Here is a 25,254-nt window from a genome sequence, read left to right on the forward strand (position 1 = left end):
GGCCGCGCCCTGTGATATGCTAGGGGCATGCATTATACCAGTCTCCTTATCGCAACAGCGCTGATCGGCACCGCCCTGCCCCTGCAGGCGGATGTCACCGGTCCGGGCGGCAAGGTGCTCGATTGCTATTGCACCGACAAATCCGGCAGCCGAGTCGAGCTTGGCGAGTTTCGCTGCCTCTCGGTCGATGGACGCAGCTTCATGGCGCAATGCCAGATGTCCCTGAACGTACCCATGTGGCGCGAGGTCCAGTCGGCCTGCCCTTCGGCCGCGCTGAACGGCGCGCAGTTGCCGCAAACCGAAACAGCGCACCCGCTGCCAAGGCTTTAGGCGCAAGACCAGCCAAACCGCGCGCACGCCGCACCTTGGTGCGGCGCCCGGCCCAACGGGAGCGACGCATTCCGCAATGCGCCTGCGACGGGCGGGAGCGCCTCCCCCTCCTTGTTGAGCATCGCTGCCGGTTGAAAAAGCGGCGGGTTTCCTAGTCCACCGCAGCAGTGTCGCCCGCCATCTCCATCTGCGACAACCAGTTGTCGATCCGGGCCTTGTTGCTGCCCAGATCGGAGCGGCCAAAGCGCAGCCGAGCGTAGACCTTCAGCAACTCCCCATCCTGCCGGGCCGTGGTGTAATCGGGAAATCCGAACAGCTTGGTCCGGGTCACATAGGTCACCATCTGGTCCTCGACCGAGCCAGCGAGCAATTGCGTGCGCGGCGCCTGCCCGGCGATACGGTCGAACCGGCGCAGCCCGTCCGGGCCTGTGTTCACCACCCGGAAGATACCACCGCGAAATTCCTTGTCCTCGGACAATTCCGGCTGGGTGTTCCAGTCCAGGGGATCAGAGGGCGCCAGCCGGATGAAGCCAAGCACCACAACGACAGCAGCAAGAACGATCCACCCAAGCAGCATAACACGTCCCATCTGGTCTCCCCCCGCCCCGTCTGCTGTCACCGCAGACCGCGGTGCCCTGCGCCGCGGCTGAGGTTGCCTATTTCGTCTTCACGCCCGGCAGCACGCACATCAATTCGTACAGCAGGTTCGCCGCCGTCAGCGCCGTGTTGCCCGATGCATCATAGGGCGGCGACACCTCGACCAGATCGCAGCCCACGATATTGAGCCCCTTCAGGGATCGGATCAGCTCCAGCGCCTGCGGTGTCGTCAGCCCGCCGATTTCAGGCGTGCCGGTGCCCGGCGCATAGGCCGGATCAAGACTATCAATATCATAGGTCACGTAGACCGGCCTATTGCCGATATCGCGACGAATTTCCGCACCCATGTTGTGCAGCTGCCGCCCCCACAGCTCCTGCGCCGGAAAATGCTGGAATCCCCAGGACTGCGCCTCGGCAAAATCCTGTGCCGAATAGCCAGTGCCGCGAATGCCGATCTGATAGGTCTTGTCGGGAACGACCAGCCCTTCTTCATAGGCGCGGCGGAAGACGGTGCCATGGGTTTCCTTTTCGCCGAACATCTCGTCGTTGACGTCGGCGTGGGCATCCACATGAACAAGCGCCACGGGGCCATATTTCGCGGCGATGGCGCGCAGGATCGGCAGGGTGATCGAATGATCGCCGCCCATGGCCACCGGAATGGCCGAGCCCGACAGGATCGCCGCATAGCTGTCCTGAATGATGCGCAGCGAATCCTTCAGCGAAAAGGTATTGATCGCCAGATCGCCGATATCGGCGATGTTCAGGCTGTCAAAGGGCGCCGCGCCGGTGGCCATGTTATAGGGCCGCAGCATCGCGCTTTCGGAGCGGATCTGTTTCGGGCCAAACCGGGTGCCCGAGCGCCAGGAGGTGCCGATGTCCATCGGAATACCCAGCACCGCCACGTCCAGCCCGGTCAGCGAGGTCGCTTGCGGCAGCCGCATAAAGGTATTGGGCCCGGAGAACCGCGCCAGATCGTTGCCACTGATGGGTTGATTGAACTCTGCCATTCTCTGCTCAGCCATTCTTCTTTGTCATATTCCAGCCCAGAAGGCAGATGATTTCCATCGCCACATGAGCCCCCGCAATCGCCGTCGCGCCGGTAGTATCGAACGGAGGCGAAACCTCCACCACATCGCCGCCTTTGATGTTGATCCCGGCGATATCACGCAGGATCCGCGCCACCTGCGCCGAGGTCAGCCCGCCCCAGACCGGAGTGCCGGTACCGGGTGCATAAGCCGGGTCCAGCCCGTCGATGTCAAAGGTCAGATAGGTGGGCCGGTCGCCGAGGATGTCCTTGATGCGGCGGGCAGTCTCAGCCGGGCCGATCTCATGCACGGTGGGGGCGTCGATGATATTGACGCCCAGCGTGTCCTCGTTGGTGGTGCGGATGCCCACCTGAACCGAGGTCGCAGGGTCCACGATCCCCGATTTCACCGCCTTATAGAACATGGTGCCGTGATCCACGCGCGAGAAATCATCATCGGCCCAGGTGTCGGTATGGGCATCAAACTGCAACAGCGAGATCGGACCGTATTTCTCGGCATAGGCTTTCAGGATGGGAAAGCTGATGTAGTGATCGCCGCCCAGCGTGACCGAAGCGGTGTCGCTGTCGAGAATGCCCTTGATATGGGCCTGCAGGGTGCCGGGAAAGGCCGGGACGTTGGCATAGTCAAAGGCCAGATCGCCGTAATCCGCAATCGCCAGCTCGCTGAGGGGATCAAAGCCCCAGCCATAGGGGGCATCGGGGCTTTGCAAGAGGCTCGCCTCGCGGATCGCGCGCGGGCCCAGCCGGGTGCCGGGGCGGTTGGTCACCGCCTGATCAAAGGGTACACCGGTGATGGCGATATCCGCGGCGCTTAGATCCTTGGTGTAGCGGCGGCGCGCAAAGGACGGAGCCCCACCAAAGGTGTTCTCATAGCTGAGCCCCTTCAGGTCTTCGCGGGTGAAAGCCTGATCCACCTGGGTCTTTGCGTCTTCCAATGCCATCGGCCTGCCCCGTTACAAGTTGTTAACCCCGTTTCAGCCGGGAATACCCGACTGAAACTATGTTGTCACCTGCGGAGGGTGGTATGAATACCCGCCCTTGCAAGCCAGTCACGCTGCGGGTTGTGCGCGCTCCACCAGACGGACGAAAAAGGACGCCCCGACGGGTGCGATGGCATCATTAAAGTCATACTTGGGGTGGTGCAGCCCGGCGGTATCGCCTTGGCCGATATACAGATAGGCGCCGGGGCGCGCGTTCAGCATGTAAGAGAAATCCTCGGCCCCCATGTCGCGGGTGGCATCGGGGACAACCCGGTCCTCGCCGACGATTTCGCGCGCGACGCCGACAGCAAAATCCGCCTTATCCGCATCGTTGATGGTCGCGGGGTAGCCGACCTCGTAATCCAGCGTCGCTTCGACGCCGTAAGAGACCGCCTGCCCCGCCACGATCTCCTCCATGCGGCGCATCACCATGTCCTGCACTTCGGGATCAAAGGTACGGACGGTGCCGTTGATATAGGCCGTGTCGGGAATGACGTTGTCGACGGTGCCGGTATGGATCTGTGTGACCGAAACAACAAGATCCTGCAACGCATAGTGGTTGCGGCTGACGATGGTCTGTATCGCCTGGGCGATGCCGCAGGCCGCCATCACCGGATCGCGGGTCTCGTGCGGCATGGCACCGTGCCCGCCAACCCCCTGAATACGCACATGGAAGGTATCCACCGCCGCCATGATCGGCCCCGGCGTGGTCAGGAAACTGCCCTCGGCCAGCCCCGGCAGATTGTGCAGCGCGTAGACCTCGCCGATGTTGAATTGCTCCATCACGCCTTCTTCTACCATGATACGGGCACCGCCGATGGCCTCTTCGGCGGGTTGGAAGATCAGCGCGACGCGGCCACTGAAATTACGCGTCTCGGCGAGGTATTTCGCTGCGCCCAGCAGCATGGTGGTGTGTCCGTCATGGCCGCAGGCGTGCATGTTGCCCGCGTGGCCCGAGACATATTCGACGCCGGTTTCCTCGGGGATGGGCAGTGCATCCATATCGGCACGCAGGCCAATAGTCGGCGCATCCGGCGCGTCATGCCCCTGACCGTTGATGATCGCCACCATGCCGGTCTGAGCGATGCCCTCGTGCAGCTCATCCACACCGAATTCCCGCAGGCGCTCGGCCACGAATGCGGCGGTCTTGGGCAGATCCAGCGCCAGCTCCGGGATCTGGTGCAGATGGCGCCGCCATGCGGTCATATCAGTGGCAAAATCGGCGATGCGGTTGACGACCGGCATGGGGTGGACTCCTTGGTCAGACTCGGGATGATGCATCTGACACCGATCAATAGGCAGCTGCAATGGCCGATACAGAGCTCATCCACGACGAAACCGCCGGAATCGAACGACTTTTGGAAATCATGCGCGCCCTGCGGAATCCCAAAACGGGCTGCCCCTGGGATGTGGCGCAGGATTTCGCCACCATCGCGCCCTATACCATCGAAGAGGCCTATGAGGTCGCCGATGCGATCGAGCGCGAAGCCTGGGATGAGCTGAAGGGAGAGCTGGGCGATCTGCTGTTCCAATCGGTCTTTCACGCCCAGATGGCCGAGGAAGCCGGGCATTTCACCTTTCAGGACGTGGTCACCACCATGTCCAACAAGATGGTCAGCCGCCATCCGCATGTCTTTGGTGACGAATCGCGTGATAAATCCCCCGAGCAGCAGACCCGCGACTGGGAGGCGATCAAGGCCGCAGAACGCGCGGGCAAGGCACAACAGGGCACGCTGGATGGCGTCGCCGTCGGTCTACCCGCACTGCTGCGGGCGCATAAGCTGCAAAAACGCGCCGCCCGGGTGGGTTTCGACTGGCCCGATGCCAGCCACGTGATCGACAAGATCCAGGAAGAGGCCGCCGAACTGGTGGAGGCGCGGGACGAGCTGACACAGGACGCGGTGGAAGAGGAATTCGGCGATCTGATGTTCGTGATGGCCAATCTCGGCCGCCATCTGGGGGTGGAGCCCGAGGCCGCCCTGCGCCGCGCCAACGCAAAATTCATCCGCCGGTTCGAAGGCGTCGAAGCGCGTCTGGCCGATCTGGGCAAACGCCCCGAGGACAGCACGCTTGAAGAGATGGACGCCCTGTGGGATGCCGAAAAGGAAGCCCAGCGCGCCAAAGCCACCTGATCGTGACCAAAAGAGATACAGAAAGACCTTTCATGACCGCACGCAAGATCATCATCGACACGGATCCCGGCCAGGACGATGCCGTTGCCCTGCTGCTGGCGCTGGCCAGCCCGGACGAGCTGGAGGTGCTGGGCATCACCTGTGTGGCCGGCAACGTGCCACTGGCGCTCACGCAGAAGAACGCCCGCATGATCTGCGAAGTCGCCGGGCGCAGCGATGTGCCGGTGCTGGCAGGCTGCGATGCGCCGCTGGCCCGGCCGCTGGTGACGGCGGAACATGTGCACGGCAAGACCGGTCTTGATGGCCCCGAGCTGTGGGAGCCCCAACTGCCGCTGACCGACGGCCACGCAGTGGATTTCATCATTCACAACCTGCGTCGCCACGCGCCCGGCTCGGTCACCCTCTGCCCGCTGGGTCCGCTGACCAATATCGCCACGGCCTTCAAAAAGGCACCCGACATCATCGACCGGGTGCAGGAAATCGTGCTGATGGGCGGCGCCTATTTCGAAGTAGGCAATGTCACCCCCGCCGCCGAATTCAACATCTACGTCGATCCCGAGGCGGCCGAGACCGTCTTTACCTCCGGTGTGCCGCTGGTTGTAATGCCGCTGGATGTCACCCACAAGGCGCTTGCAACCCGGCCCCGGGTCGCTGCGATCCGCGCTTTGGATACTCGCGCCGGTCATTTCACCGCCGATATGCTGGATTTCTTTGAACGGTTTGATGTGGCCAAATACGGCTCTGAAGGCGGACCGCTGCACGATCCCTGCGTCATCGCACATCTGCTGCAACCGGATCTCTTTTCAGGTCGTCACGTGAACGTTCAGGTCGAAACCGGATCGGAGCTGACCCTTGGCATGACCGTCGCCGACTGGTGGGGCGTCACCGACCACGCGCCCAATGCCATGTTCATGGGGGATGTGGACGCGGACGGCTTTTTCGCCCTGATCACCGACCGTCTGGCCCGGCTATGAGCGCCGCGCTGCATCTCGCCAAGCCCGAGCATCTGGGCAAGTTGCTGCCTTTGGTTGCGGCCTGCCACGAGGAGATCGGCCTCGACAGCAGCGCCGAGCAGCGCGAAGCGGCAATCGCGCCGCTGCTGGAGGGCATGCCTTATGGCGCAGTCTATATCATCGGCCCCACCCGTGCGCCCATTGGCTATATCGTGGTCACCTTCAGTTGGTCGGTCGCCTTTGGCGGCATGGACGGCATGGTGGATGAGATCTACATCCGCCCCGCCGTACGCGGCCGCGGCATTGCCACCGAAGTGCTGACAGAATTGCCCAAGACCCTGGCCGAAGCCGGGATCACGGCGCTGCATCTCACCGTAGATCAGGCCAATGAGCAGGCACAGCGCCTTTACGCCCGCGCCCGTTTTCAGCCGCGCGAAGGCGAGATGCTGATGAGCAAGAGACTCATCCCCTGAGGCCCTAAACAGCGCATCAGGCAGGTTTTCGCCACTTTGGGCGTGTCCTTCGGATTTTTCCCAAAAGTTGATCCAGAACAGATCGGGGCGCTGAAATCGGCGCAATACTCCCCCTCAGACCACTGACAGGAGATGTCCGATGAAAGCAAAGCTCACCGCACTCACCGCAGCTGCAGTTCTGGCCCTGGCCGGTTGCGAGAACCTGACCACCGAACAACGCACCGTCGTTGGTGTCACCGGCGGCGCCGCTGCCGGTCTGATCGCCGCCGAGGCGCTGGATGCCAACAAGAACTGGCGCATCATCGCTGCCCTTGCCGGTGCGGCAGCTGGCACCGTGGTGGCCCAGAACCAGGCCACAAACACCTGCGCCTATGCCCGCGGCGACGGCACCTATTACGAAGCGCCCTGCCCCTGATCGCAATCTGACACCGCGCGCCTTGACCGGTGCCCTGACCGGGTGCTAGCGAGGCTTACGCTGAAAAACGCAGGGCCGGTCCGGTTATCCCGGCCCTTGCGGGACGCCGCCCTAAAGCGGCGCCTGCAAGAGTTAGTCAGGCTGGACATCCCTGCCTGAACCCGCAGCAGTCCCCGTCACCGGGGTGCTGCGGTATATCGTGAAATGACCCGTCGCATCCCGTTTACACAGATAGAAAACGGAGTGCGTTCATGCCTCCCCCCAAAACGACAGTCATCCTCGCCCAGTTCTTCATCGCGCTGATGATGGCCTTTCTGATGACCGGTATCTTCACCGCCTTTCCCACAGGCTTTGCGCCCGGATGGGTTGGCCTCTGGCTAGGACGGTTCGTGATCGCGATGCCCATCGCCTTTGTCCTGTCGCTGGGCGTCGGCCCACTCGCCTTTTTCCCGGCCAGCCGCCTGATCCGCCTCCTGACGCTGTCACGCAGCGCCGGGTGAACCGCCCGCAGGACACGCAAAAGGCCCCGCCAATACCGACGGGGCCTTTCATCAGATCTGTCGCCTGATCCTTACTTCAGGATCGAACGGCCCGCGTATTCGGCCACTTCGCCCAGCACTTCTTCGATGCGGATCAGCTGGTTGTATTTCGCAAGCCGGTCGGAACGCGCCAGCGAGCCGGTCTTGATCTGGCCGCAGTTGGTAGCAACCGCGAGATCAGCAATGGTGGCATCCTCAGTCTCGCCCGAACGGTGCGACATCACGTTGGTAAAGCCCGCGCGGTGCGCCATGTCGACGGCCCGCAGGGTTTCGGTGAGCGAGCCGATCTGGTTCACCTTCACCAGCATCGAGTTGGCCGAGCCGCGCTGGATGCCTTCGGCCAGACGCGCCGGGTTGGTCACAAACAGATCGTCACCCACCAGCTGAACCTTGTCGCCGATGGCGTCGGTCAGGGCTTTCCAGCCGTCCCAGTCATCTTCGCCCATGCCGTCTTCGATCGAGATGATCGGGTAATCGTTCACCAGCGCCGACAGGTAAGCGACGTTTTCATCGCTCGACAGGGTCTTGCCTTCGCCCGAAAGGACGTATTTGCCATCCTTGTAGTATTCGGTCGCAGCACAATCGAGCGCCAGATAGATGTCCTCACCCGGGCGGTAGCCTGCCTTCTCGATGGACTTCAGAACAAAATCCAGCGCTTCACGAGTCGATGCGATATTGGGGGCAAAGCCGCCCTCGTCTCCGATCCCCGTGCTGAGGCCCGCTGCGGTCAGCTCTTTCTTCAGGGTGTGGAACACTTCGGCGCCCATGCGCACGGCGTCACGGATATTCTCCGCGGCCACCGGCATGATCATGAATTCCTGAATGTCGATCGGGTTGTCGGCATGTTCGCCGCCGTTGATGATATTCATCATCGGCACCGGCAGAACCCGCGCCGAGGTGCCGCCCACATAGCGGAACAGCGGCTGGGTGGTGAAATCGGCTGCCGCCTTGGCCACGGCCAGCGATACGCCCAGAATGGCATTGGCGCCCAGACGGCCCTTGTTGGCGGTGCCGTCCAGTTCGATCATCGCGCTGTCGATGGCAACCTGCTCGGTCGCGTCAAAGCCGACCAGCTCCTCGGCGATCTCACCGTTGACGGCGGCCACGGCCTCCAGAACGCCCTTGCCCATGTAACGGCTCTTGTCGCCGTCGCGCTTTTCCACCGCTTCATGGGCGCCGGTCGACGCGCCCGAGGGGACAGCGGCGCGGCCCATGGTGCCGTCTTCGAGGATCACATCAACCTCGACGGTCGGGTTGCCCCGGCTGTCAAGGATTTCGCGGGCGTGAATGTCGATAATGGTGCTCATCGGTCGGTTCCTGACTGTGGCAATTGGTTGCCAGCGTCATAGCAGCCGAGGGCAGATTGTAAACCGTCTCCGTTATCGCTAACGCGCCTTTATTTCACCGGTTAGGGCTAACAATTCGCTGTTTGCGCCAACAGTTTTGCAGCTGCGGCGATGTGCCTGATCAGGCCGCCGCCGGAACGGCGCGGGCCAGTCGACGTTCGCGCAGGAAGGTATAAAGGCCAGAGGCGATGATCAGCCCGGCCCCGGCCAGGGTCATGGCATCGGGGCGTTCGTTGAACATGATGACGCCCGCCAGCAGCGAAAAGACAAGCCGCGTATAGCGGAAGGGCGTCACAGCCGAGGCATCTCCGACCCGCATCGCCGAAACGATACCGTAGTAACCCAACACACCGAACAGAACGCCGCCCAGCAACATCAGCGTTTCGCCCCCTTCCAGCGCCCGCGCCTCTCCGGGCGTCAGCACCAAGAGCAGCGCCGCAGCCGGAATGACGGCTGCAAAGGCCTGAAAGCTGACCACGGTGGAAGGCACCGCACTGTCCATCACCCGGGTCAGCAGATCCCGCGCGGCAACCGCCCCAACCGAAACCAGCACCAGCAGGGCTGCAGGCTCAAATCCGCTGAGCCCCGGCCGGATGATCATCAGCACCCCGGCGAACCCGACCAGAATCGCGCTCCAGCGGCGCCAGCCGACCTGCTCACCCAGAAACAGCGCCGCGCCCATGGTGATGACAAGCGGCGTTGCCTGAAACACGGCGGCCACAACGGAAATATCCACCAGCGCCAGCGATGTGGCAAAGCTGACCGCAGCCAGCGCCTCGGTCAGGGCGCGCAGCACCGGCATCCGGCGCCAGGCGCGCGGGGCAAAGATCCGGTGCCCCTGCAATTTCGCCAGAACTGCAAAGACGCTGCCGCTGCCGAGCCCCAGAAGGATCAGGATCTGCCCCACCGGAAGCCCCTCGGAGAGGGTCTTGATGAACATATCCTCCAGGGTGAAGGCTGCCATCGCTCCGATGACCAGAAGAATACCGTTAATGTTGTTCATGCGCGCGCCCTTCCTGTGCCCGGCCCCCGCGATAGGCGCCCTGCAAATCCGGGCATGCCCAGCATTGCCGCCACCGGCAAGCGGTTTCGCGACAGGATGACGCAACATGTTGTGATGTTAATCATCACGCATCGTGATGAATGTAGCTTGTCAGCTCTTTTTTGTCGGCACGCCGTAGAGTTCCAGCTTGTGCCCCTTCAGCTGGTATCCAAGCTTGGCCGCGATCTTTTCCTGCAGCGCCTCGATCTCGGGGTCGCAGAATTCGATTACTTCGCCAGTGTTGATGTCGATCAGGTGGTCGTGATGCTCACGGTCTGCGTCCTCGTAACGGGCGCGGCCGTCGCCAAATTCCAGCCGGTCCAGAATACCGGCCTCTTCGAACAGCTTTACCGTGCGATACACCGTGGCCAGCGAAATCCCGGCATCCAGCGCGCTGGCCCGGGCGTAGAGTTCCTCCACATCCGGATGATCATCGCTGTCCTGCAGGGCGCGCGCAATCACACGGCGCTGGCCGGTCATACGCAGGCCCTTGGCCTCGCAGCGGGCGATAATCGATTCTGCCATCGCAGTCCTCTCCGTTTCTGGGCTCCCTGTGTAACGAACCAAGCTCGGGGCGCAAACCGTCAAATCACTTGTCGTGCCCATTGACATTCCGGGCCGGGGCCTCCATCTGGGCGTCAGGCATCCATCCCTGCCGCGTGAGCAGAGACGGCCCGGTTGCACCTGAGGTGCAGGCATTTCCCGGCGTCTTAGTGATATGCCCGTGTTCCCAAAATCACGCGTGGGGCGTTTGCAGAGGCCAGCGGCCTGGCATCCGGCCAGCCCCCGCCCGAGGTCCCTGCCCCACCCATCTCCGCAATCCGGGACGCGGTCCCGGAGCTGCGGCACCGGTCTTTTGCATGATGCAAAGGCCGCGAAAGGACGACAAGTGACTGAATTTTCGACTATGGGGCTGCCGCAGCAGCTTCTCGCCCGCCTTGATGACATGGGTATGAAGGATCCGACCCCGATTCAGGCGCGCGCCATTCCCCATGCCCTGAACGGCGAGGACGTACTGGGTTTGGCCCAGACCGGTACCGGCAAGACCGCCGCCTTTGGCATTCCGCTGATCACCCGCATGCAGGACTACGGCCGCAAACCAGCGGCCAAGACCGTGCGCGGTCTGGTTCTGGCGCCGACCCGTGAACTGGCCAACCAGATCGCCGCGACCCTCAAAGGGCTGACCGAAGGCTCCCCGATGAAGATCGGCCTGGTGGTCGGCGGTGTTTCGATCAACCCGCAGATCCAGCGTATTGCCCGCGGCACCGACATTCTGGTGGCCACCCCCGGCCGCCTGCTGGACATTCTGGACCGTAACGCGCTGGATCTTGGCTCCTGCGACTTCCTGGTGCTGGACGAGGCCGACCAGATGCTGGACCTCGGCTTCATACACGCCCTGCGCAAGATCTCGGCCCTTCTGCCGGAAGAGCGCCAGACCATGCTGTTCTCTGCCACCATGCCGAAACAGATGAACGAGATCGCCAATTCCTACCTGCAGCGCCCGGTGCGCATCGAAGTGACCCCTCCGGGCAAACCGGCGGCCAAGGTCACCCAATCGGTGCATTTCATCGCCAAGGCAGAAAAACTGAGCCTGCTGAAAGAGTTGCTGACCGAGCACAAGGACGAGCGCACGCTGGTCTTTGGCCGCACCAAACACGGCATGGAAAAGCTGATGCGGGTGCTGGACAAGGCGGGTTTTGCCGCTGCGGCGATCCACGGCAACAAAAGCCAGGGCCAGCGCGAACGTGCCCTTGCCGCCTTCAAGTCCGGTGAGATCAAGGTGCTGGTGGCCACCGATGTGGCAGCGCGGGGTCTGGATATCCCAGACGTGAAATACGTCTACAACTACGAACTGCCGAATGTGCCGGATGCCTATGTGCACCGCATCGGCCGCACCGCACGCGCGGGCAAGGACGGTCAGGCCGTCGCATTCTGCGCACCGGACGAGATGGATGAGCTGAAAGCGATCCAGAAGACCATGAAGATCACCATCCCAGTGGCCTCGGGCCGCCCGTGGGAAGTGCTGCCCGATCCGGCAGCGCCCAAGGGACGTCGTGGCGGCCCGGGTGGCGGCGGCAAACCCGGCGGCGGCGGACGCCCCGGTGGCAACCGTCGGCGTCGTGGCGGCGGCGGAGGCCGCGGTGGCCAGGGTCAAAGCGGCGGTCAAGGTGGCAGCGGCCAGGGCAACGGACAAGGCGGCCAGCGCCGTCGCTCCAGCTAAGCCAAAGCTGCTAACAGATCAGAAGAATCGGAAACCGCCGCGCCATTGCGTGGCGGTTTTCTTTGTGCGGCGGATGCCTAACCGGCGCGCCGCAGATCCGCCCAGACCGGCAGGTGGTCCGAGGCAATGTGCGCTGGCTGCGCCTGATGCACCCCAGCCCGCACCACCTCCAGACCTGTGCTATGGGCAATTCGGTCCAGCGCGCCAAGCGGTCGCAGCGCCGGAAAGCTAGGTGCAGGCGGCAGGAACCGCATCATCGGCGCCAGCCGGTCCAGAACCGAGCTGCGCGACCAGTCGTTGAAGTCACCACCCCAGACCGTCGGCATATCGGTCCATTTCGCGCTGTGCTGCGCCAGATGCCGCACCTGCGCCCGCCGCGCCCGCCCGGTGAGCCCCAGGTGCGCGCCAACCACCCGCAACGGGCCGATGGGTGTTTCAAAGGCCGCCCAAACCGCGCCGCGCGGCTCCAGGCCCGGCAGGTCGATATGCCCCTTGTCGCACAGGGAAATGCCCTGGCCCTTCCAGATCACCGCATTGCCATGCCAGCCCAGCGATCCGGCACCGCCCAGATCCACATCCTGCCAACCCGCCTCGTTCAGAACGAAATGCGGCAGCGCCGCGGGCCGGGGCGGCAGACGCTTGTCCGCCTCCTGCAACAGCACGATCCGCGCGCCCATGTCCTCCAGCACGTTCAGGATACGGCGTGGCTGGCGGCGCAGGTCCAGACCAACGCATTTCTGAATGTTGTAACTGGCCAGACGCAAGGTGGTCACGGGCATGAGGGCTCCTTTCCCTGCCAGTGTTCATCGCCCGCAAAGCCGGTGCAAGCCAAGATCGCCTTACCTGCGCCAAAGCGCGCACGATTGCAGCCGATTTTGGCGAAACGTCTTGCTTGACAGTCCGTTACCTCCCGGTGCTGATGCGCCCATGACAGAAAAAAGATCCATGGACGCCGCGGGCGCCCTTGCCCTGACCGGCTTTGCCGCCCTTCTTGGCTTCAATCAGGTTGTTATCAAGATCGCCAACGGTGGCTTTGGCCCGGTGTTCCAGGCCGGGCTGCGCTCGCTTATCGCGCTGGCGGTGATCCTCATTTGGGTCTGGCTGCGCCGCTCCAGGCTGCGCCCCGAAGGCGGCATGCCAGCGGGGGTCCACGGCTGGGGCATCGTGGTGGGCCTCTTGTTCACTGGTGAATTCATCTGCCTGTTCTGGGCGCTTGATGTCTCATCCGTGTCGCGGGTGACGATCATTTTCAACTCGATGCCCGTGTGGCTGGCGCTGGCCGCGCATCTGTGGCTGCCGGGAGAGCGACTGAGCGGGTTGCGCGTTGTTGGCCTGGTGCTGGCGATGGGCGGTGTGGTTCTGGCGGTGCTGGACCGGGATGCCAGCGGCGCCTCGGTTCTGGGCGATGTGCTGGCGCTGATCTCGACGCTGTGCTGGGCCGGGCTTGCCTTCTGCGTGCGGGCAACGCCCTTGTCGCGGGTGCCCGCGGTGACGCAGCTGGTCTACCAACTGGCGGTCTCGGCCGTGCTGTTGCTGGCGCTGTCGCCGCTTTTCGGGCCGCTGCTGCGCGCACCCGAGCCGATCCATATCGCAGGCGTCCTGTTCCAGGCGATTGCGATTGCCAGCCTCGGATACCTGCTGTGGTTCTGGCTGTTCACCATCTACAAGGCCGGGTCGGTCGCCTCCTTCAGCTTCCTGTCGCCGGTGCTTGCCGTGCTGATGGGCTGGCTGATCCTTGGCGAGAGACTATCTTATGAGGTCTGGCTGGCGCTGGCCCTGGTGGCGGCAGGCGTCTTCCTGATCAACCGCCCTGACAAACGCACCACAATCGGATAAGCAAGCTCTCCCGCCGGTCGCGGGTGCATCACGGATGCATCCGCTCCCGTTGGGTCTGGCGCGCCATGGCGCGCGCGCCGTGCGCAGCACGGCGCCTGGCCCAAGGGGGAGAGCGCCTCCGCAAGGAGGCCGAGCCCGCGCAGGAGCGCTGCCCCTGCTTCTCTGCCTCAGGTGCCGCAGAAAGTTGCTGCGACAACCTCTTCGGGCCTCGGCGGGTTTTGCAGCTCTGCGTGTTCTGGCTGATCCTCATAGGGGCGCGCCAGCACCAGATTGAGCCGTTCAAACGGCGCCATGTCGCCATCGACCGCGGCCGCGATCATCTCTTCGATACGGTGGTTGCGCGGGATGAAGGCCGGGTTGACCTGCCGCATCAGCGCCTCGGGGTTTTCCTCTGTCTCCAACCGCTGCCGCCAGCCCACCGCCCAGCTGTCAAAGACCGCAGGGTCAAGGAACTGGTCACGGGCATTCTCACCGGCTAGCGCCCGGAAGGCGTTGGTGAAATCTGCCTGACCCGCCGCCATACGCTCCAGCAGATCCTCGATCAGCGCCATGTCGCCCTCTTGCGGCGTGGCGATACCGATCTTGGCGGCAAAGCGACTGAGCCATTCGCGCTCGATCACCCCCGGCATGGCATGCACGATCTCGGTGGCTTCCTCCACACCCGCCTGCGGATCGTCCAGCTGCTGGATCAGCGCCGTGGCCAGCTGCGCCAGGTTCCAGACGATGATCCCCGGCTGGTTGTCGTAGGCATAGCGCCCCATCCGGTCGATCGAACTGAAGACCTGCGAAGGGTTGTACGTATCCATGAAGGCGCAGGGGCCGTAATCGATCGTCTCGCCCGAAATGGCGCAATTGTCTGTATTCATCACGCCGTGGATAAAGCCGACCGACATCCATTGCGCCACCAGCCGCGCCTGCGCATCGCGCACCGCGCGCAACAGGCCCATGGGACCCTGGGCATCCGGGTAGTGCCGATCGATGGCGTATTGCGTCAGCCGCTGCAGCGCCGCGACATCACCGCGCGCAGCAAAGATCTGGAAGGTTCCCACCCGCAGATGGCTTGCCGCCACCCGTGTCAGCACCGCGCCGGGCTTGGCACCTTCGCGCCAGACGGGATCGCCGGTTTCCACAGCAGCCAGCGCCCGGGTGGTGGGGATGCCAAGCGCATGCATCGCCTCGGACACCACATATTCCCGCAACACTGGCCCCAGCCACGCGCGCCCGTCGCCTTGACGCGAATAGGGGGTACGGCCTGAGCCTTTGAGCTGGATATCCCGGCGCTTGCCGTCGCTGCCAATGGTTTCGCCCAAAAGGATCGCGCGCCCATCCCCCAGCTGCGGATTGAAATTGCCGAACTGATGCCCGGCATAAAGCTGCGCCAGCGGATCGGCCCCCTCGGGGATGCGGTTGCCGCCGAACACCTCGGCCATCTCCGGCAGATCGCCCGTGGTGATACCCATGAGCTGTGCCAGATCGTTGTTGAAGGCAAGCAGGCGGGGCGCGGACACCGGTTCCGGCGTCTGTTTGCTGTAGAACTGAGGCGCAAGCTGCGCGTATGTGTTGTCAAAGGGGATGTGCAATGTCATGGCCCAAACATATGCGGCAAGGCACGGATTGCCAGATCAAACAGGCATAAGACAGCAGGAAAGAGGCACGGATGACGGCGGATCAGATCATCGAACAGCTGAAACTGGAACCCCACCCCGAGGGCGGCTGGTACCGGCAGACCTGGGTTGCCGAGAACGAGGGTCGCCCCACCGGCACTTGCATCTATTTCCTGCTCAAAGCGGGGGAGGCCAGTCACTGGCACCGCGTCGATGCAGCCGAGATCTGGCTGTATCACGCAGGCGCGCCGCTGGTCCTGTCGCTGTCCGAAACAGATGAAGGCCCCGCCACAGATCACCTTTTGACCCCGGATCTGACGAAGGGCGCGCCGCAGCTGATCGTGCCCACAGGTCACTGGCAGGCTGCCCGCACGACCGGAGACTATACGCTGGTCAGCTGCACCGTGTCGCCTGGGTTCCAGTTCGAAGGGTTCGAGCTGGCCGCGCCAGAGTTTGATATTCCGCGCGAGTAACCCAAGGGCAGCGCCCGAGCCTGGGAGGGAGCGCATGCGCCCTCCCGCGGGGAGGGTCGGGCGCTGCCCGGCCGCACACGTCCGGGCGAGACATCTCAATCTGGCCAGTCCTTCGCCACGCTGAGCTGCGGACGGTCCCTGCCCCTTTGCAATCGGCAGGCATTTACCCCTCGCCCGGCACGCTCACCACACCACCGCCGACACAGGCGCGCACGCCAGTGGTGCCGGGACAGGAGGTCGGCATGCCCCGCGCCACCCGCACCGCCAGATGGGCAAAGGCCTGGGCCTCCAGCATATCGCCATCAAGGCCAACGTCCTCGACCGGTTTGACCGGGCAATCGAGCGAGACCCGCAGCATCTCCATCAGCACCGGGTTCTGCCGCCCGCCACCAGTGACCAGCACCATCTCGGGCGGCTCAGGGCAATGCTCCATCCCCTGCGCCACGGCGGCGGCACACATGGCGGTCAGCGTCGCTGCGGCATCCGCATCGCTCAGCTCCCCGACCAGCTCTACCATTTCGGAGAAATCGTTCCGATCCAGTGACTTCGGCGGCATCTTTGCAAAGAACCCCTCAGCCAGGAACAACTCCAGCGCACCCTCTTCGACCTGCCCCTTGCGGGCAATCGCGCCATCCTTGTCAAACGGCAACCCCAGCCGCGCCTGCAGCAGATCGTTGAGCGGTGCATTGGCTGGCCCGGTGTCAAAGGCCAAGAGCGCGCCGGGATCTTCGGGCCGCTCGAACCGCGGGTCCACATAGGTAAGGTTGCCAACCCCGCCGAGGTTCAGAAAGCATAGCGGGCGCGTCGCGCCGATGTATTTGGCGCAGGCAAAGTGGAAGAATGGCGCCAGCGGCGCGCCCTCACCGCCAAGGGCCACGTCATCAGAACGGAAATCCCAGACCACGGGCCGTCCCAACGCCTCGGCCAGGGCCGCGCCATCGCCCACCTGCAGCGTGCCCTGTCTGCGCGGCGCATGGGCCAGGGTCTGACCGTGAAAGCCGATGATCTGCGCGGCGGGAAACCCGGACAAAAGCTCGGCATGGACCTGATCGGTCAGAACGCCTGCGGCCTCAACCTCTGGCCCTGACCAATGGCCGAGCCCCGCACGCAGCACTGCGCGCTCCGCCTCGCTATAGGGGCGGTAACCACTGTCGCCAAAAGCAAAGATCCGCTCTCCGTCGGTCTCGACCAGCGCCGCATCAACGCCATCCAGCGAGGTGCCACTCATGGCGCCAAGCGCGATCACCCTACCGGTTTTTGCAATCGCTCGTGTCATTTCCCTGCCCTTCAGCCAGATCAACCGGGCCCGCCTGCCTGCAGACTGCCCAACGCGCATGGATTTTCTGCGCAAAAGCAGGTTCCATGTGCCCCTTTTGCGTTTTATACACCACGTCGCAATAGACAAGCCGAGGCATGCCATGACCTATCATCCCAAATCGGATTTCATCACCGTGATGATGGAGCGCGGGTTTCTCGCCGACTGTACGGACTATCAAGGTCTGGACGAGGCGCTGATGACCCCTGGCCAGTCCGGCTATATCGGCTTTGACGCCACCGCGAAATCGCTGCACGTGGGATCCCTGATCCAGATCATGATGCTGCGCTGGCTGCAAAAGACCGGCCACAAGCCGATCACCCTGATGGGCGGCGGCACCACCAAGGTGGGCGACCCGTCGTTCCGTGCCGATGAACGCCCGTTGCTGACGCCCGAACAGATCGACGACAATATCGCCGGAATCAAAAAGGTGTTTTCGGCCTATGTCGATTATGGCGACGGCCCGAATGGCGCCATGATGATCAACAACGACGAATGGCTGAGCGATCTCAACTACCTTGAGTTCCTGCGCGACATCGGGCGGCATTTCTCGGTCAACCGGATGCTGTCCTTTGAAAGCGTGAAATCGCGGCTGGACCGGGAACAATCGCTCAGCTTCCTCGAATTCAACTACATGATCCTGCAGGCCTATGACTTCCTGGAGCTGAACCGCCGCTATGGCTGCATCCTGCAGATGGGCGGCTCGGACCAGTGGGGCAATATCGTCAACGGGATCGACCTGACCCGCCGGGTGCTGGATCACGAGATCTACGGTCTGACCTCGCCGCTGCTGACCACCTCGGACGGCAAGAAGATGGGCAAGTCGCAGAACGGCGCGGTCTGGCTGAACCCGGATATGCTCTCCCCGTATGAGTTCTGGCAGTTCTGGCGCAACACCACGGACGCCGACGTGGGCCGGTTCCTGAAACTTTATACCGAGATGCCGCTGGACGAATGCGAGCGTCTGGGCGCGCTGGCCGGGTCCGAGATCAACGAGGCCAAGGTGATCCTCGCCAATGAGGTGACCACCCTGCTGCACGGCGCCGACGCGGCCGCCGCTGCCGAGGCCACCGCACGCGAGGTGTTCGAGAAAGGCGGCGTCGGGGACGATCTGCCGACGCTGACCCTAACCCCTGCCGATCTAGGCGACGGAATTTCGATCGTGCAGTTGATCGTGAAATCGGGCCTGGCGAAATCCGGCAAGGAGGCCAAGCGGCTGATCTCCGAGAATGGCGCGCGCATCGACGATGCCCCGCTGAGCGATGCAGGCCTGATGATCGACGCGGGCGCACTGGCCTCTCCGATCAAGCTGAGCGCGGGCAAGAAACGCCACGCGCTGGTGCAGTTGGCGGACTAAGCGCCACTGGCTATGTGATGAAGAACGTTAAAGAGGCAGGGCTTCCTGCCTCTTTTTTGTTGCTGCCTGCGCTGCTTTGCCTGCCGTGTCGGCCCTTCTCCTCCCACGGGAGTGGGAGTGCCCCGTTATTGAGCGCAGAGCACACCGCACCCGGCGGCAGGGCTAGAAGAACAGAAACTCCGCCAGCGTCAGCAGGATGAAGACCGGAACCGACAGGCCCGTCGCCACAAGAAGGGCTGCGGTCTTGGTGATCCGGGGGCTGGGGGCGCATAGGCCCAGAACTTGGGACTGTTTTTTCATGCGCCCCATTAACCCTGAATTAGGTTTCCACTCGGTAAACATATAGGCATGTTTGATTTCATTCCTGCCGAAACGGCCCAGACCTCGATCCAGCCCGGACGGCACAACACCTTGCCCCAATCCGAAGAATTTCTGCGCGCGCTGCGGGCGACCGGGCAGGATCCGTTGGTCCTGGAGCGGATGAACAATACCACCGTCCTGCGGCAACGGTTCTGGGGCCGCATCGACGTCGCCATGGTCAACCGGGCCACGGTGCACAAACCCCTGCGCCTGCTGGAAATGCTGCAAGAAGAAGGCCTGCGCCGCACGCCGGTGATCCTGTCACCGGAAACCCCCACACCCGAACTGGCCCGCCACGGCGCGGTGCCTCTGATGGGCCCCGCCAGCGTCGCCCGGCTGAATCTGGCGCCCTGCCCCGATGCCCGCCGCGCCGCACTTCATCAGAAATGGCGCAACCGGCTGAGACACGGTGAATCTCAATCCCTGCGCCTGACGCGGCAGAACATGCCGGTGGATCCGACCCACTGGCTGTTTGCGGCCGATCAGGCAAAGCAAACCGAACGCGGCTATCGCAGCTGGCCCGTTGGCCTGACGCTGGCCTATGCGCAGGCCAACCCAGGCACGGCGAAACTTTTTCAGGCCTTCGAGGGCAAAGAGCCTGTGGCGGCGATTCTGGTGCTGCGGCACGGGCAGCATGCGACCTACCACCTGTCCCACAGCAGCGACCGCGGCAAACAGCTGTCGGCCCATAACTTGTTGATGTGGGAAGCGATGAGCTGGCTCTCGGCCCAGGGCTGCAAAACGCTGGATCTTGGCGTTATCAACACCGAAGACGCGCCTGGCCTCGCCCGGTTCAAACTTGGCACCGGCGCCGACCTGCACCGTCTTGGTGGCACCTGGATTTTCTGGCCGCCGATGGGTCGCCTGCTGGCGCCACTGGCGCGGCTGGACCGGCGCATGATGACGGCGGGTACCGCTGGACAGATCTGATCCCCCATGTTTATTTGAACACATGTTCAGATACTGGGAGGACCCCTGCTCATGAAACTTGACCAGACATGCGCGGTAATCACCGGCGGCGCATCCGGCCTTGGCGAGGCGACTGCCCGCCATTTTGCAGAAGGCGGTGCCAAGGTTACCATTCTTGACCGCGACGCCGAGCGCGGCGAGAAGGTGGCGGCCGAGATTGGCGGCTTTTTCGTTCAGACCGATGTCACCGACGAAGACTCGGTTGCCGCAGCGATTGCCTTTGCTTCCGAGAAGATGGGCCGGATCTCCGCCTGCGTGAACTGTGCCGGCATCGCCTATGGTATCAAGACCGTCGGCAAAGACGGCGCACATCCGCTGGATGCCTACAAGCGCACCATCGACATCAACCTCGTCGGCACCTTCAACGTGGCACGGCTGGCGGCGGTAGAGATCGCCAAGAACGACCCCGAGCCCGATGGCGCCCGTGGCGTGATCATTAACACCGCGTCCATCGCCGCCTTTGACGGCCAGAAAGGCCAGGTAGCTTATTCCGCTTCCAAGGGCGGTGTCGTCGGCATGTGCCTGCCGATGGCGCGGGATCTGGCGTCCTCGGGCATCCGGGTAATGACCATCGCACCGGGCATCTTCATGACGCCGATGCTGGCCGGTCTGCCCGAAGAAGTGCAACAGCAACTGGCCGCCGATGTGCCGAACCCACCGCGCCTTGGCGATCCGGCGGAATACGGCCGCCTCGCAGGCTTCATCGTCGAGATGGGATACCTCAATGGCGAAGTGATCCGCATCGACGGCGCCCTGCGCATGCGTTAAAATAGAGGATTAACAATACTTTAATCCAAAATATTAAAGGGGCGCCGTATCAGGCGCCCCTTTTCTTGTGGCAGTCTAATTACCGCATCTTTAAATGAATAGTTAACGATAAGATGCTGACTTTATACAATGTTTCGCGCACGAAACAAATCCGCTCAGGCATCGCCCGCCTTTTCCTCCAGCTCCAGCCACTCTTCCTCTGCTGCAGCCAGTTTTTCCTGGCGCTCTACAAGGGCTTCGGTGGCTTTCTTGAACTTCACCGGCTCACGCGTGAACAGCTCGGGATCTGCCATCAGCTGTTCCAGTTTGGCGATCTCCTGCTCCAGCCGGTCGATCTCATCCGGCAGGGCCTCAAGCCGGTGTTTTTCCTTGAAACTGAGACCTTCCTTCGGCGCCGCCTCCTGTTTCGGCTTTGGCTTGGAAGGTTTTGACTTTTCGACCTTTTCCTCCGCCTCTTTCGGTGCGCGTTGGGACAGGTAATCGCTCCAGCCGCCCGCATAAGCCGTGGCGCGCCCGTCGCCCTCCATGGCGATGGTGGTGGTGGCAACACGGTCCAGAAAATCCCGGTCGTGGCTGACCAGCAGCACCGTGCCGTCATAAGCGTCCAAAAGCTCCTGCAGCAGATCCAGCGTTTCCACATCGAGATCGTTGGTCGGCTCGTCCAGCACCAGAAGGTTGCTATGCCGCGCCATCAGTCGGGCCAGCAACAACCGCGCCTTTTCCCCACCTGACAGGGAGCGCACCGGCGCCCGCGCCTGCCGTTCATCGAACAGGAATTCCTTGAGGTAGCCCACCACATGTTTGGGCTGTCCCCGCACCATAACCTGATCAGCCTTGCCGGAAATCCCCAGCGCCGGATCCGTTGTCAGGTTTTCCCAGAGGCTGGCATCGGGATCGAGCTGATCGCGGGTCTGATCGAACAGGGCAATCTCCAGATTGGTGCCAAGGGTCACGCTGCCCGCGTCCGGCTCTTCCAGCCCCAGCAGCATCTTCAGCAGCGTCGTCTTGCCCGCGCCGTTGGGCCCCACAAAGGCGACGCGATCGCCGCGCTGCACCTTCAGCGAGAAGTTCGAGACGATGGTCTTATCATCAAAGGCCTTGGAAAGGCCCTCGGCTTCGATCACCTTGCGGCCTGACTTGGGTCCGGCATCCAGCGCCAGTTCGGCCGCGCCCTGGCGTTTAATCTGCGACGCGCGCTCGGCCTTCAGGTCCTGCAGCGCTCGCACCCGGCCCATGTTGCGTTTGCGCCGAGCCGAAATACCTTCGACGGCCCAGCGGCTTTCGGATTTGATCAACCGGTTCAGCTTGTGCCGCTGCTGGTCTTCTTCTTCCCAGATCTTGTCGCGCCAGGCCTCGAAGGCGTCAAATCCCTTTTCCTGACGCCGCACTTGCCCCCGGTCGACCCACAGTGTGGCGCGGGTCAGCGCGCGCAGGAAGGCCCGGTCGTGAGAGATCAGCACGTAGGCCGCGCGGGTGGATTTCAACTCCCCTTCGAGCCAGGTGATCGCCTCGATATCCAGATGGTTGGTCGGTTCATCCAGCAGCATCAGATCGGGCGCTTCGGCCATCAGCTTAGCCAGGGCCGCGCGGCGCCGTTCCCCGCCCGAGGCAGTCTCCACCGGGCGCGCGGGATCAAACTTCAACCCCTCGCCCGCGCGCTCCACCCGGTACATCTCGCCCGGCTCCAGGGCGCTGGCGGCGAAATCACCAAGCGTCGCAAACCCGGTCATCTGCGGGTCCTGCTCCATATAGCCTACCGATTTACCTGGCGGCACCACGATGCTGCCTTGATCCGGTTCGACGAGGCCCGCCATCACCTTCATCAGGGTGGATTTACCCGAGCCGTTGCGGCCCACAAGGGCAACCCGGTCACCGGGCTGCACCACGAGGTCGAGATCGGAAAACACCGGATCGCCACCAAAGGTGAGCGATATGCCGGACATCTGCAAAAGAGGAATTCGTGCCATGAAAGCCAGCTAAACCGGCCCGCCCGCGCCGTCAACGCCGACCACGGCTGGGAGCCGTGGAAATCGGCTATACCGGGGTTGCCACAGCGCGCAGCAGGCGTTTGCGCGTCTCCGGGATGGCCCCGACATCGACGCCGGTAAAGACATGCAGCGTATTGAGCTCCTCATCCACGACCGCGTGATCGCTGACCCAGCCGCCCATCAACAGATAGGTCCGCAACAAAGGCGGCATATGGCGCAGGGCCACCTTCTGGTCCGGTATGCGCGTCGGCAGGTGGTCAAACCGCACCACTTGCGGCGCCTTGATCACAGGCTGCCACATGCCGGGCGCCAGATGGCGCTGCCGCAGCATTGCAAAACTGTCGAGGTAGGGCGCCGCCTCCGTGCCCGCAAAGGAACTGCACCCGAACAGCATCCGGATATCTTCGGCGTCCACCAGGGCGGTGATCGCCCCCCAGGCGATGCGCAAGATGTCTGCATCCGCGGCGCCTTCCCGAATGCAGAACCGCCCGATCTCGGCCATGCGGCCCTCATAGGAACTGAGCCGGGACAGGTCATAGTATTGGGCTGCATAGCTTTGGGGAATGTCCTGACCGTTCTCCAGCGTCAGCATCCGGAAACACCCAATCAGTGCCCTGGTGTCCCGCTCTTCGATCAGTATGTGGCGGCAGCGGGAATCATAGGGATCACGATCCGGCTTTACAGTACCAAAGCATTGGCTGCGCAACTCTTGCGCCGCGTGAAGATCCGCATCTGTCCCTGCGAACCGGGCCAGATAACGGCCTTTGCTGAGGAGTGTTTCCGTCAGGAGCGTTGCAGACTGCGCCATTGCCGATCCCCCATGTGGCCGCCAGACCTCTCATCCGGCACCCCATCTGCGTTTCCATAGGGCGCAGTCAGACTAGCGTCCCCTGATCACAACCGCACGACAGATACCCCAACCCATGGCCATACCTGCTTACTGGTCGAGGATTGCATCCGGGGAGAAGTTGCCCAGGTTGCCGATCAACTGACGCAGGAAGGTTTTGTCCTCGATGCTGGAGGATGTGACGCGGCGCTGCAGCGGGATCACCCGGCCATCCTCAAGCCCGAAACGCTGAATGCCACTCACCACGCCACGGTTGTCAAAGTTGACCGCGACCAATTCGCGGGACACCGGTTTCGGCTCCGCAGCGCCGAAATGGCGCATCCGGGTGGACACATAGTAGTAGCCGCTTTCGTTCAGCACGCCGGAAGACGAAGGAATACCGATGCTCTCCGCAACCGAGTCTCGGCTGTCCACGCCGACGACCACTTCTGCCAGATCTTCCTCGGTTGGCACATAGCCGTGCTTGCGATAGCTGGCCGCGCAGGCGGTCAAGGATCCGCACAGCAGCAGTGTCGCCGCCAGCTTTGCCGCTGATTTCAGCTTGATTGACTGTGCACCCATGATGCCCCCCGAAAGACTGCCGCGACCCCGGCTTGATTACGCCGCCCATCCCGATTACCTAATGCAGCCTTCTGGTTCAAGAAACGAAAGTTTGCAAAATGGCTGACAGCACTGCTTTCCGGGTCGCGGATCTGCCGCAGAACGCCCCGACGCCCTTTGATATCCGCCCCGATGCCGATGCCCTGGCTGCCCTGGCGCGGGATCTGGAGGTCAACAGCCTGCGCAAGCTGCGGTTCGAAGGCGAGATCCGCGCCAGCGGGCGCCGGGACTGGGTGCTGACCGCCATCCTAGGCGCCACGGTGGTGCAGGACTGCGTGGTCACGCTGGATCCGGTCACCACCCGGATCGACCAGAAGGTGCGGCGACAGTACATGGCATCCTACGAGGAACCGGAAGACGCCGAAGCCGAAATGACCGAGGATGAGACCATCGAACCGCTGGGCAGCAGCATCGATCCCTATGAAGTAATGATTGAGGCACTGACCCTGGCGATTCCCGCTTACCCGCGCAAAGAAGGCCAGGAACTGGGCGAAGCAGTGTTCGCTGAACCGGGTGTTAAACCCATGCGCGACGAAGATACCCGCCCCTTTGCCGCCCTTTCGGCTCTCAAGGAACAGTTGAAAGGCGACGACTGACGGTAAATGAGGCGGAAAAATACCGTATGGTGAACTTCCTGCTGGTACTGACGCCCCGCCTGCCCTAAAAAACCGCTTGCGCCGCAGAGGATTCGCAGTATTTTCGCGCGCTCATCGGAATTTTTGGTTGGACATCGGAGAGGCTGCGGCCTACACGCACGTCACACCGATCACGACAAAACAATGAAATCGCGCGGCGGGGATGGCCCCAAGGCGCCAAGCAGACAAAGGTTGAGACATGGCCGTCCAACAGAACAAAGTATCCAAATCGCGCCGCAACAACCGTCGCGCGCACGATGCCCTGGTTGCTGCAAACCCGAACGAATGCTCCAGCTGCGGCGAACTGAAGCGTCCGCACCACGTGTGCCCGTCCTGCGGCCACTACGACGATAAAGAAATCGTTGCAGCGAACGACGAAATCGACATGGATGAGGACGCGGCGTAAGCCCTCCTTTGATCACATAACGC

General features: G+C 62.9%; 28 protein-coding genes. 14 read left to right on the top strand and 14 right to left on the bottom strand.

From position 1 onward, the window contains the following. Positions 1-27: 27 nt before the first annotated feature. On the top strand, positions 28-330 hold the full coding sequence (locus SM766_RS07405) for a hypothetical protein (protein ID WP_274836817.1): 303 nt from the start codon (positions 28-30) through the stop codon (positions 328-330). A 151-nt stretch (positions 331-481) separates the two neighbouring features. On the opposite strand, the gene SM766_RS07410 is transcribed toward SM766_RS07405, so the two are convergent. The 4 genes from SM766_RS07410 to SM766_RS07425 form a co-directional block, all read right to left on the bottom strand. Then, entirely contained in the window at positions 482-919 is a 438-nt protein-coding gene (locus tag SM766_RS07410; RefSeq protein ID WP_065273270.1) for a DUF1499 domain-containing protein, read from the bottom strand. A 67-nt stretch (positions 920-986) separates the two neighbouring features. Next, entirely contained in the window at positions 987-1,934 is a 948-nt protein-coding gene (gene speB, locus SM766_RS07415; RefSeq protein ID WP_274828932.1) for an agmatinase, read from the bottom strand. Between the two features lie 7 nt (positions 1,935-1,941). Beyond that, complete coding sequence (gene speB / locus SM766_RS07420) at positions 1,942-2,913, bottom strand: agmatinase (RefSeq protein WP_368947381.1); 972 nt, start codon at positions 2,911-2,913, stop codon at positions 1,942-1,944. A gap of 108 nt (positions 2,914-3,021) precedes the next feature. After that, positions 3,022-4,197: a M20 aminoacylase family protein gene (locus SM766_RS07425; protein WP_368947382.1), complete on the bottom strand. Its 1,176-nt coding sequence runs from the start codon at positions 4,195-4,197 to the stop codon at positions 3,022-3,024. A gap of 62 nt (positions 4,198-4,259) precedes the next feature. Between SM766_RS07425 and mazG the strand changes: the two genes are divergently transcribed. From mazG to SM766_RS07450, 5 genes are all read left to right on the top strand, one after another. Continuing rightward, positions 4,260-5,084 carry a nucleoside triphosphate pyrophosphohydrolase gene (gene mazG, locus SM766_RS07430; protein ID WP_065273266.1) on the top strand — a complete coding sequence of 275 codons (825 nt, stop codon included), beginning with the start codon at positions 4,260-4,262 and terminating at the stop codon, positions 5,082-5,084. A gap of 32 nt (positions 5,085-5,116) precedes the next feature. Further along, positions 5,117-6,058, top strand: coding sequence for a nucleoside hydrolase (locus SM766_RS07435; RefSeq protein WP_368947383.1), 942 nt, complete (start codon positions 5,117-5,119; stop codon positions 6,056-6,058). Further along, on the top strand, positions 6,055-6,510 hold the full coding sequence (locus SM766_RS07440) for a GNAT family N-acetyltransferase (RefSeq protein ID WP_368947384.1): 456 nt from the start codon (positions 6,055-6,057) through the stop codon (positions 6,508-6,510). Before SM766_RS07435 ends, SM766_RS07440 begins: the two co-directional genes overlap by 4 nt. Before the next feature lie 139 nt (positions 6,511-6,649). Next, positions 6,650-6,925, top strand: coding sequence for a YMGG-like glycine zipper-containing protein (locus SM766_RS07445; protein ID WP_368947385.1), 276 nt, complete (start codon positions 6,650-6,652; stop codon positions 6,923-6,925). Positions 6,926-7,176: 251 nt separating this feature from the next. Next, positions 7,177-7,425 carry a DUF2798 domain-containing protein gene (locus tag SM766_RS07450; protein ID WP_368947386.1) on the top strand — a complete coding sequence of 83 codons (249 nt, stop codon included), beginning with the start codon at positions 7,177-7,179 and terminating at the stop codon, positions 7,423-7,425. Between the two features lie 71 nt (positions 7,426-7,496). On the opposite strand, the gene eno is transcribed toward SM766_RS07450, so the two are convergent. The 3 genes from eno to SM766_RS07465 form a co-directional block, all read right to left on the bottom strand. Next, entirely contained in the window at positions 7,497-8,771 is a 1,275-nt protein-coding gene (gene eno / locus SM766_RS07455; protein WP_065273261.1) for a phosphopyruvate hydratase, read from the bottom strand. Between the two features lie 160 nt (positions 8,772-8,931). Further along, complete coding sequence (locus SM766_RS07460) at positions 8,932-9,813, bottom strand: DMT family transporter (protein WP_368947387.1); 882 nt, start codon at positions 9,811-9,813, stop codon at positions 8,932-8,934. A gap of 150 nt (positions 9,814-9,963) precedes the next feature. After that, the gene (locus SM766_RS07465) at positions 9,964-10,377 is read right to left on the bottom strand and encodes a Fur family transcriptional regulator (RefSeq protein ID WP_065273259.1); all 414 of its coding nucleotides are present in this window, start codon (positions 10,375-10,377) and stop codon (positions 9,964-9,966) included. A 364-nt stretch (positions 10,378-10,741) separates the two neighbouring features. Between SM766_RS07465 and SM766_RS07470 the strand changes: the two genes are divergently transcribed. Then, entirely contained in the window at positions 10,742-12,073 is a 1,332-nt protein-coding gene (locus SM766_RS07470) for a DEAD/DEAH box helicase (RefSeq protein WP_368947388.1), read from the top strand. A 77-nt stretch (positions 12,074-12,150) separates the two neighbouring features. On the opposite strand, the gene SM766_RS07475 is transcribed toward SM766_RS07470, so the two are convergent. Beyond that, on the bottom strand, positions 12,151-12,852 hold the full coding sequence (locus SM766_RS07475; protein ID WP_368947389.1) for an endonuclease/exonuclease/phosphatase family protein: 702 nt from the start codon (positions 12,850-12,852) through the stop codon (positions 12,151-12,153). Positions 12,853-13,000: 148 nt separating this feature from the next. Between SM766_RS07475 and SM766_RS07480 the strand changes: the two genes are divergently transcribed. Continuing rightward, positions 13,001-13,909, top strand: a complete 909-nt coding sequence (locus tag SM766_RS07480; RefSeq protein ID WP_368947390.1) for a DMT family transporter — start codon at positions 13,001-13,003, stop codon at positions 13,907-13,909. 167 nt (positions 13,910-14,076) lie between these two features. Here SM766_RS07480 and SM766_RS07485 read toward each other — a convergent pair whose 3' ends face one another. After that, the gene (locus SM766_RS07485; protein ID WP_368947391.1) at positions 14,077-15,495 is read right to left on the bottom strand and encodes a protein adenylyltransferase SelO; all 1,419 of its coding nucleotides are present in this window, start codon (positions 15,493-15,495) and stop codon (positions 14,077-14,079) included. Between the two features lie 71 nt (positions 15,496-15,566). Between SM766_RS07485 and SM766_RS07490 the strand changes: the two genes are divergently transcribed. Then, complete coding sequence (locus SM766_RS07490; RefSeq protein WP_368947392.1) at positions 15,567-15,986, top strand: cupin domain-containing protein; 420 nt, start codon at positions 15,567-15,569, stop codon at positions 15,984-15,986. 163 nt (positions 15,987-16,149) lie between these two features. On the opposite strand, the gene SM766_RS07495 is transcribed toward SM766_RS07490, so the two are convergent. Beyond that, a complete protein-coding gene (locus tag SM766_RS07495; RefSeq protein ID WP_368947393.1) occupies positions 16,150-17,262 on the bottom strand; it encodes an anhydro-N-acetylmuramic acid kinase in 1,113 nt (370 codons plus the stop codon). A 142-nt stretch (positions 17,263-17,404) separates the two neighbouring features. Between SM766_RS07495 and tyrS the strand changes: the two genes are divergently transcribed. Next, the gene (tyrS, locus tag SM766_RS07500) at positions 17,405-18,658 is read left to right on the top strand and encodes a tyrosine--tRNA ligase (protein WP_274868799.1); all 1,254 of its coding nucleotides are present in this window, start codon (positions 17,405-17,407) and stop codon (positions 18,656-18,658) included. Positions 18,659-18,820: 162 nt separating this feature from the next. On the opposite strand, the gene SM766_RS07505 is transcribed toward tyrS, so the two are convergent. Then, positions 18,821-18,958: a hypothetical protein gene (locus SM766_RS07505; RefSeq protein ID WP_368947394.1), complete on the bottom strand. Its 138-nt coding sequence runs from the start codon at positions 18,956-18,958 to the stop codon at positions 18,821-18,823. 48 nt (positions 18,959-19,006) lie between these two features. On the opposite strand from SM766_RS07505, the gene SM766_RS07510 reads away from it, so the two are divergent. Both SM766_RS07510 and SM766_RS07515 read left to right on the top strand, forming a co-directional pair. Continuing rightward, the gene (locus SM766_RS07510) at positions 19,007-19,948 is read left to right on the top strand and encodes a GNAT family N-acetyltransferase (RefSeq protein ID WP_368947395.1); all 942 of its coding nucleotides are present in this window, start codon (positions 19,007-19,009) and stop codon (positions 19,946-19,948) included. Between the two features lie 51 nt (positions 19,949-19,999). Then, positions 20,000-20,755 carry a 3-hydroxyacyl-CoA dehydrogenase gene (locus SM766_RS07515; protein ID WP_274828512.1) on the top strand — a complete coding sequence of 252 codons (756 nt, stop codon included), beginning with the start codon at positions 20,000-20,002 and terminating at the stop codon, positions 20,753-20,755. Between the two features lie 155 nt (positions 20,756-20,910). Here SM766_RS07515 and SM766_RS07520 read toward each other — a convergent pair whose 3' ends face one another. The 3 genes from SM766_RS07520 to SM766_RS07530 form a co-directional block, all read right to left on the bottom strand. Next, positions 20,911-22,722, bottom strand: coding sequence for an ABC-F family ATP-binding cassette domain-containing protein (locus SM766_RS07520; protein ID WP_490363079.1), 1,812 nt, complete (start codon positions 22,720-22,722; stop codon positions 20,911-20,913). Between the two features lie 67 nt (positions 22,723-22,789). Then, entirely contained in the window at positions 22,790-23,551 is a 762-nt protein-coding gene (locus tag SM766_RS07525; protein WP_368947396.1) for a GNAT family N-acetyltransferase, read from the bottom strand. A gap of 129 nt (positions 23,552-23,680) precedes the next feature. Next, complete coding sequence (locus SM766_RS07530; RefSeq protein WP_368947397.1) at positions 23,681-24,151, bottom strand: outer membrane protein assembly factor BamE; 471 nt, start codon at positions 24,149-24,151, stop codon at positions 23,681-23,683. A 98-nt stretch (positions 24,152-24,249) separates the two neighbouring features. Here SM766_RS07530 and SM766_RS07535 point away from each other — a divergent pair, with 98 nt between their 5' ends. Next, positions 24,250-24,786: a YceD family protein gene (locus tag SM766_RS07535; RefSeq protein WP_368947398.1), complete on the top strand. Its 537-nt coding sequence runs from the start codon at positions 24,250-24,252 to the stop codon at positions 24,784-24,786. A gap of 238 nt (positions 24,787-25,024) precedes the next feature. Then, positions 25,025-25,231 (top strand): 50S ribosomal protein L32, encoded by a 207-nt coding sequence (rpmF, locus tag SM766_RS07540; RefSeq protein WP_065273246.1) that lies wholly within the window; start codon positions 25,025-25,027, stop codon positions 25,229-25,231. Positions 25,232-25,254: the final 23 nt, after the last annotated feature.

This window comes from Pseudophaeobacter sp. A-200-2, from assembly GCF_041008815.1.
GTDB classification, from domain to species: Bacteria; Pseudomonadota; Alphaproteobacteria; order Rhodobacterales; family Rhodobacteraceae; genus Phycobacter; species Phycobacter gallaeciensis_A.

Bases quoted from the DNA above. Each gene is read 5' to 3' on its own strand.
- rpmF (WP_065273246.1), top strand. From the start codon at position 25,025: ATGGCCGTCCAACAGAACAAAGTATCCAAATCGCGCCGCAACAACCGT.
- SM766_RS07505 (WP_368947394.1), bottom strand. From the start codon at position 18,958: ATGAAAAAACAGTCCCAAGTTCTGGGCCTATGCGCCCCCAGCCCCCGG.
- tyrS (WP_274868799.1), top strand. From the start codon at position 17,405: ATGACCTATCATCCCAAATCGGATTTCATCACCGTGATGATGGAGCGC.
- SM766_RS07495 (WP_368947393.1), bottom strand. From the start codon at position 17,262: ATGACACGAGCGATTGCAAAAACCGGTAGGGTGATCGCGCTTGGCGCC.
- SM766_RS07425 (WP_368947382.1), bottom strand. From the start codon at position 4,197: ATGCCGGTCGTCAACCGCATCGCCGATTTTGCCACTGATATGACCGCA.
- SM766_RS07465 (WP_065273259.1), bottom strand. From the start codon at position 10,377: ATGGCAGAATCGATTATCGCCCGCTGCGAGGCCAAGGGCCTGCGTATG.
- SM766_RS07485 (WP_368947391.1), bottom strand. From the start codon at position 15,495: ATGACATTGCACATCCCCTTTGACAACACATACGCGCAGCTTGCGCCT.
- SM766_RS07440 (WP_368947384.1), top strand. From the start codon at position 6,055: ATGAGCGCCGCGCTGCATCTCGCCAAGCCCGAGCATCTGGGCAAGTTG.
- speB (WP_368947381.1), bottom strand. From the start codon at position 2,913: ATGGCATTGGAAGACGCAAAGACCCAGGTGGATCAGGCTTTCACCCGC.
- SM766_RS07525 (WP_368947396.1), bottom strand. From the start codon at position 23,551: ATGGCGCAGTCTGCAACGCTCCTGACGGAAACACTCCTCAGCAAAGGC.
- SM766_RS07520 (WP_490363079.1), bottom strand. From the start codon at position 22,722: ATGGCACGAATTCCTCTTTTGCAGATGTCCGGCATATCGCTCACCTTT.
- SM766_RS07410 (WP_065273270.1), bottom strand. From the start codon at position 919: ATGGGACGTGTTATGCTGCTTGGGTGGATCGTTCTTGCTGCTGTCGTT.
- SM766_RS07530 (WP_368947397.1), bottom strand. From the start codon at position 24,151: ATGGGTGCACAGTCAATCAAGCTGAAATCAGCGGCAAAGCTGGCGGCG.
- SM766_RS07480 (WP_368947390.1), top strand. From the start codon at position 13,001: ATGACAGAAAAAAGATCCATGGACGCCGCGGGCGCCCTTGCCCTGACC.
- SM766_RS07535 (WP_368947398.1), top strand. From the start codon at position 24,250: ATGGCTGACAGCACTGCTTTCCGGGTCGCGGATCTGCCGCAGAACGCC.
- speB (WP_274828932.1), bottom strand. From the start codon at position 1,934: ATGGCAGAGTTCAATCAACCCATCAGTGGCAACGATCTGGCGCGGTTC.
- SM766_RS07475 (WP_368947389.1), bottom strand. From the start codon at position 12,852: ATGCCCGTGACCACCTTGCGTCTGGCCAGTTACAACATTCAGAAATGC.
- mazG (WP_065273266.1), top strand. From the start codon at position 4,260: ATGGCCGATACAGAGCTCATCCACGACGAAACCGCCGGAATCGAACGA.
- SM766_RS07435 (WP_368947383.1), top strand. From the start codon at position 5,117: ATGACCGCACGCAAGATCATCATCGACACGGATCCCGGCCAGGACGAT.
- SM766_RS07450 (WP_368947386.1), top strand. From the start codon at position 7,177: ATGCCTCCCCCCAAAACGACAGTCATCCTCGCCCAGTTCTTCATCGCG.
- SM766_RS07515 (WP_274828512.1), top strand. From the start codon at position 20,000: ATGAAACTTGACCAGACATGCGCGGTAATCACCGGCGGCGCATCCGGC.
- eno (WP_065273261.1), bottom strand. From the start codon at position 8,771: ATGAGCACCATTATCGACATTCACGCCCGCGAAATCCTTGACAGCCGG.
- SM766_RS07445 (WP_368947385.1), top strand. From the start codon at position 6,650: ATGAAAGCAAAGCTCACCGCACTCACCGCAGCTGCAGTTCTGGCCCTG.
- SM766_RS07490 (WP_368947392.1), top strand. From the start codon at position 15,567: ATGACGGCGGATCAGATCATCGAACAGCTGAAACTGGAACCCCACCCC.
- SM766_RS07510 (WP_368947395.1), top strand. From the start codon at position 19,007: ATGTTTGATTTCATTCCTGCCGAAACGGCCCAGACCTCGATCCAGCCC.
- SM766_RS07405 (WP_274836817.1), top strand. From the start codon at position 28: ATGCATTATACCAGTCTCCTTATCGCAACAGCGCTGATCGGCACCGCC.
- SM766_RS07460 (WP_368947387.1), bottom strand. From the start codon at position 9,813: ATGAACAACATTAACGGTATTCTTCTGGTCATCGGAGCGATGGCAGCC.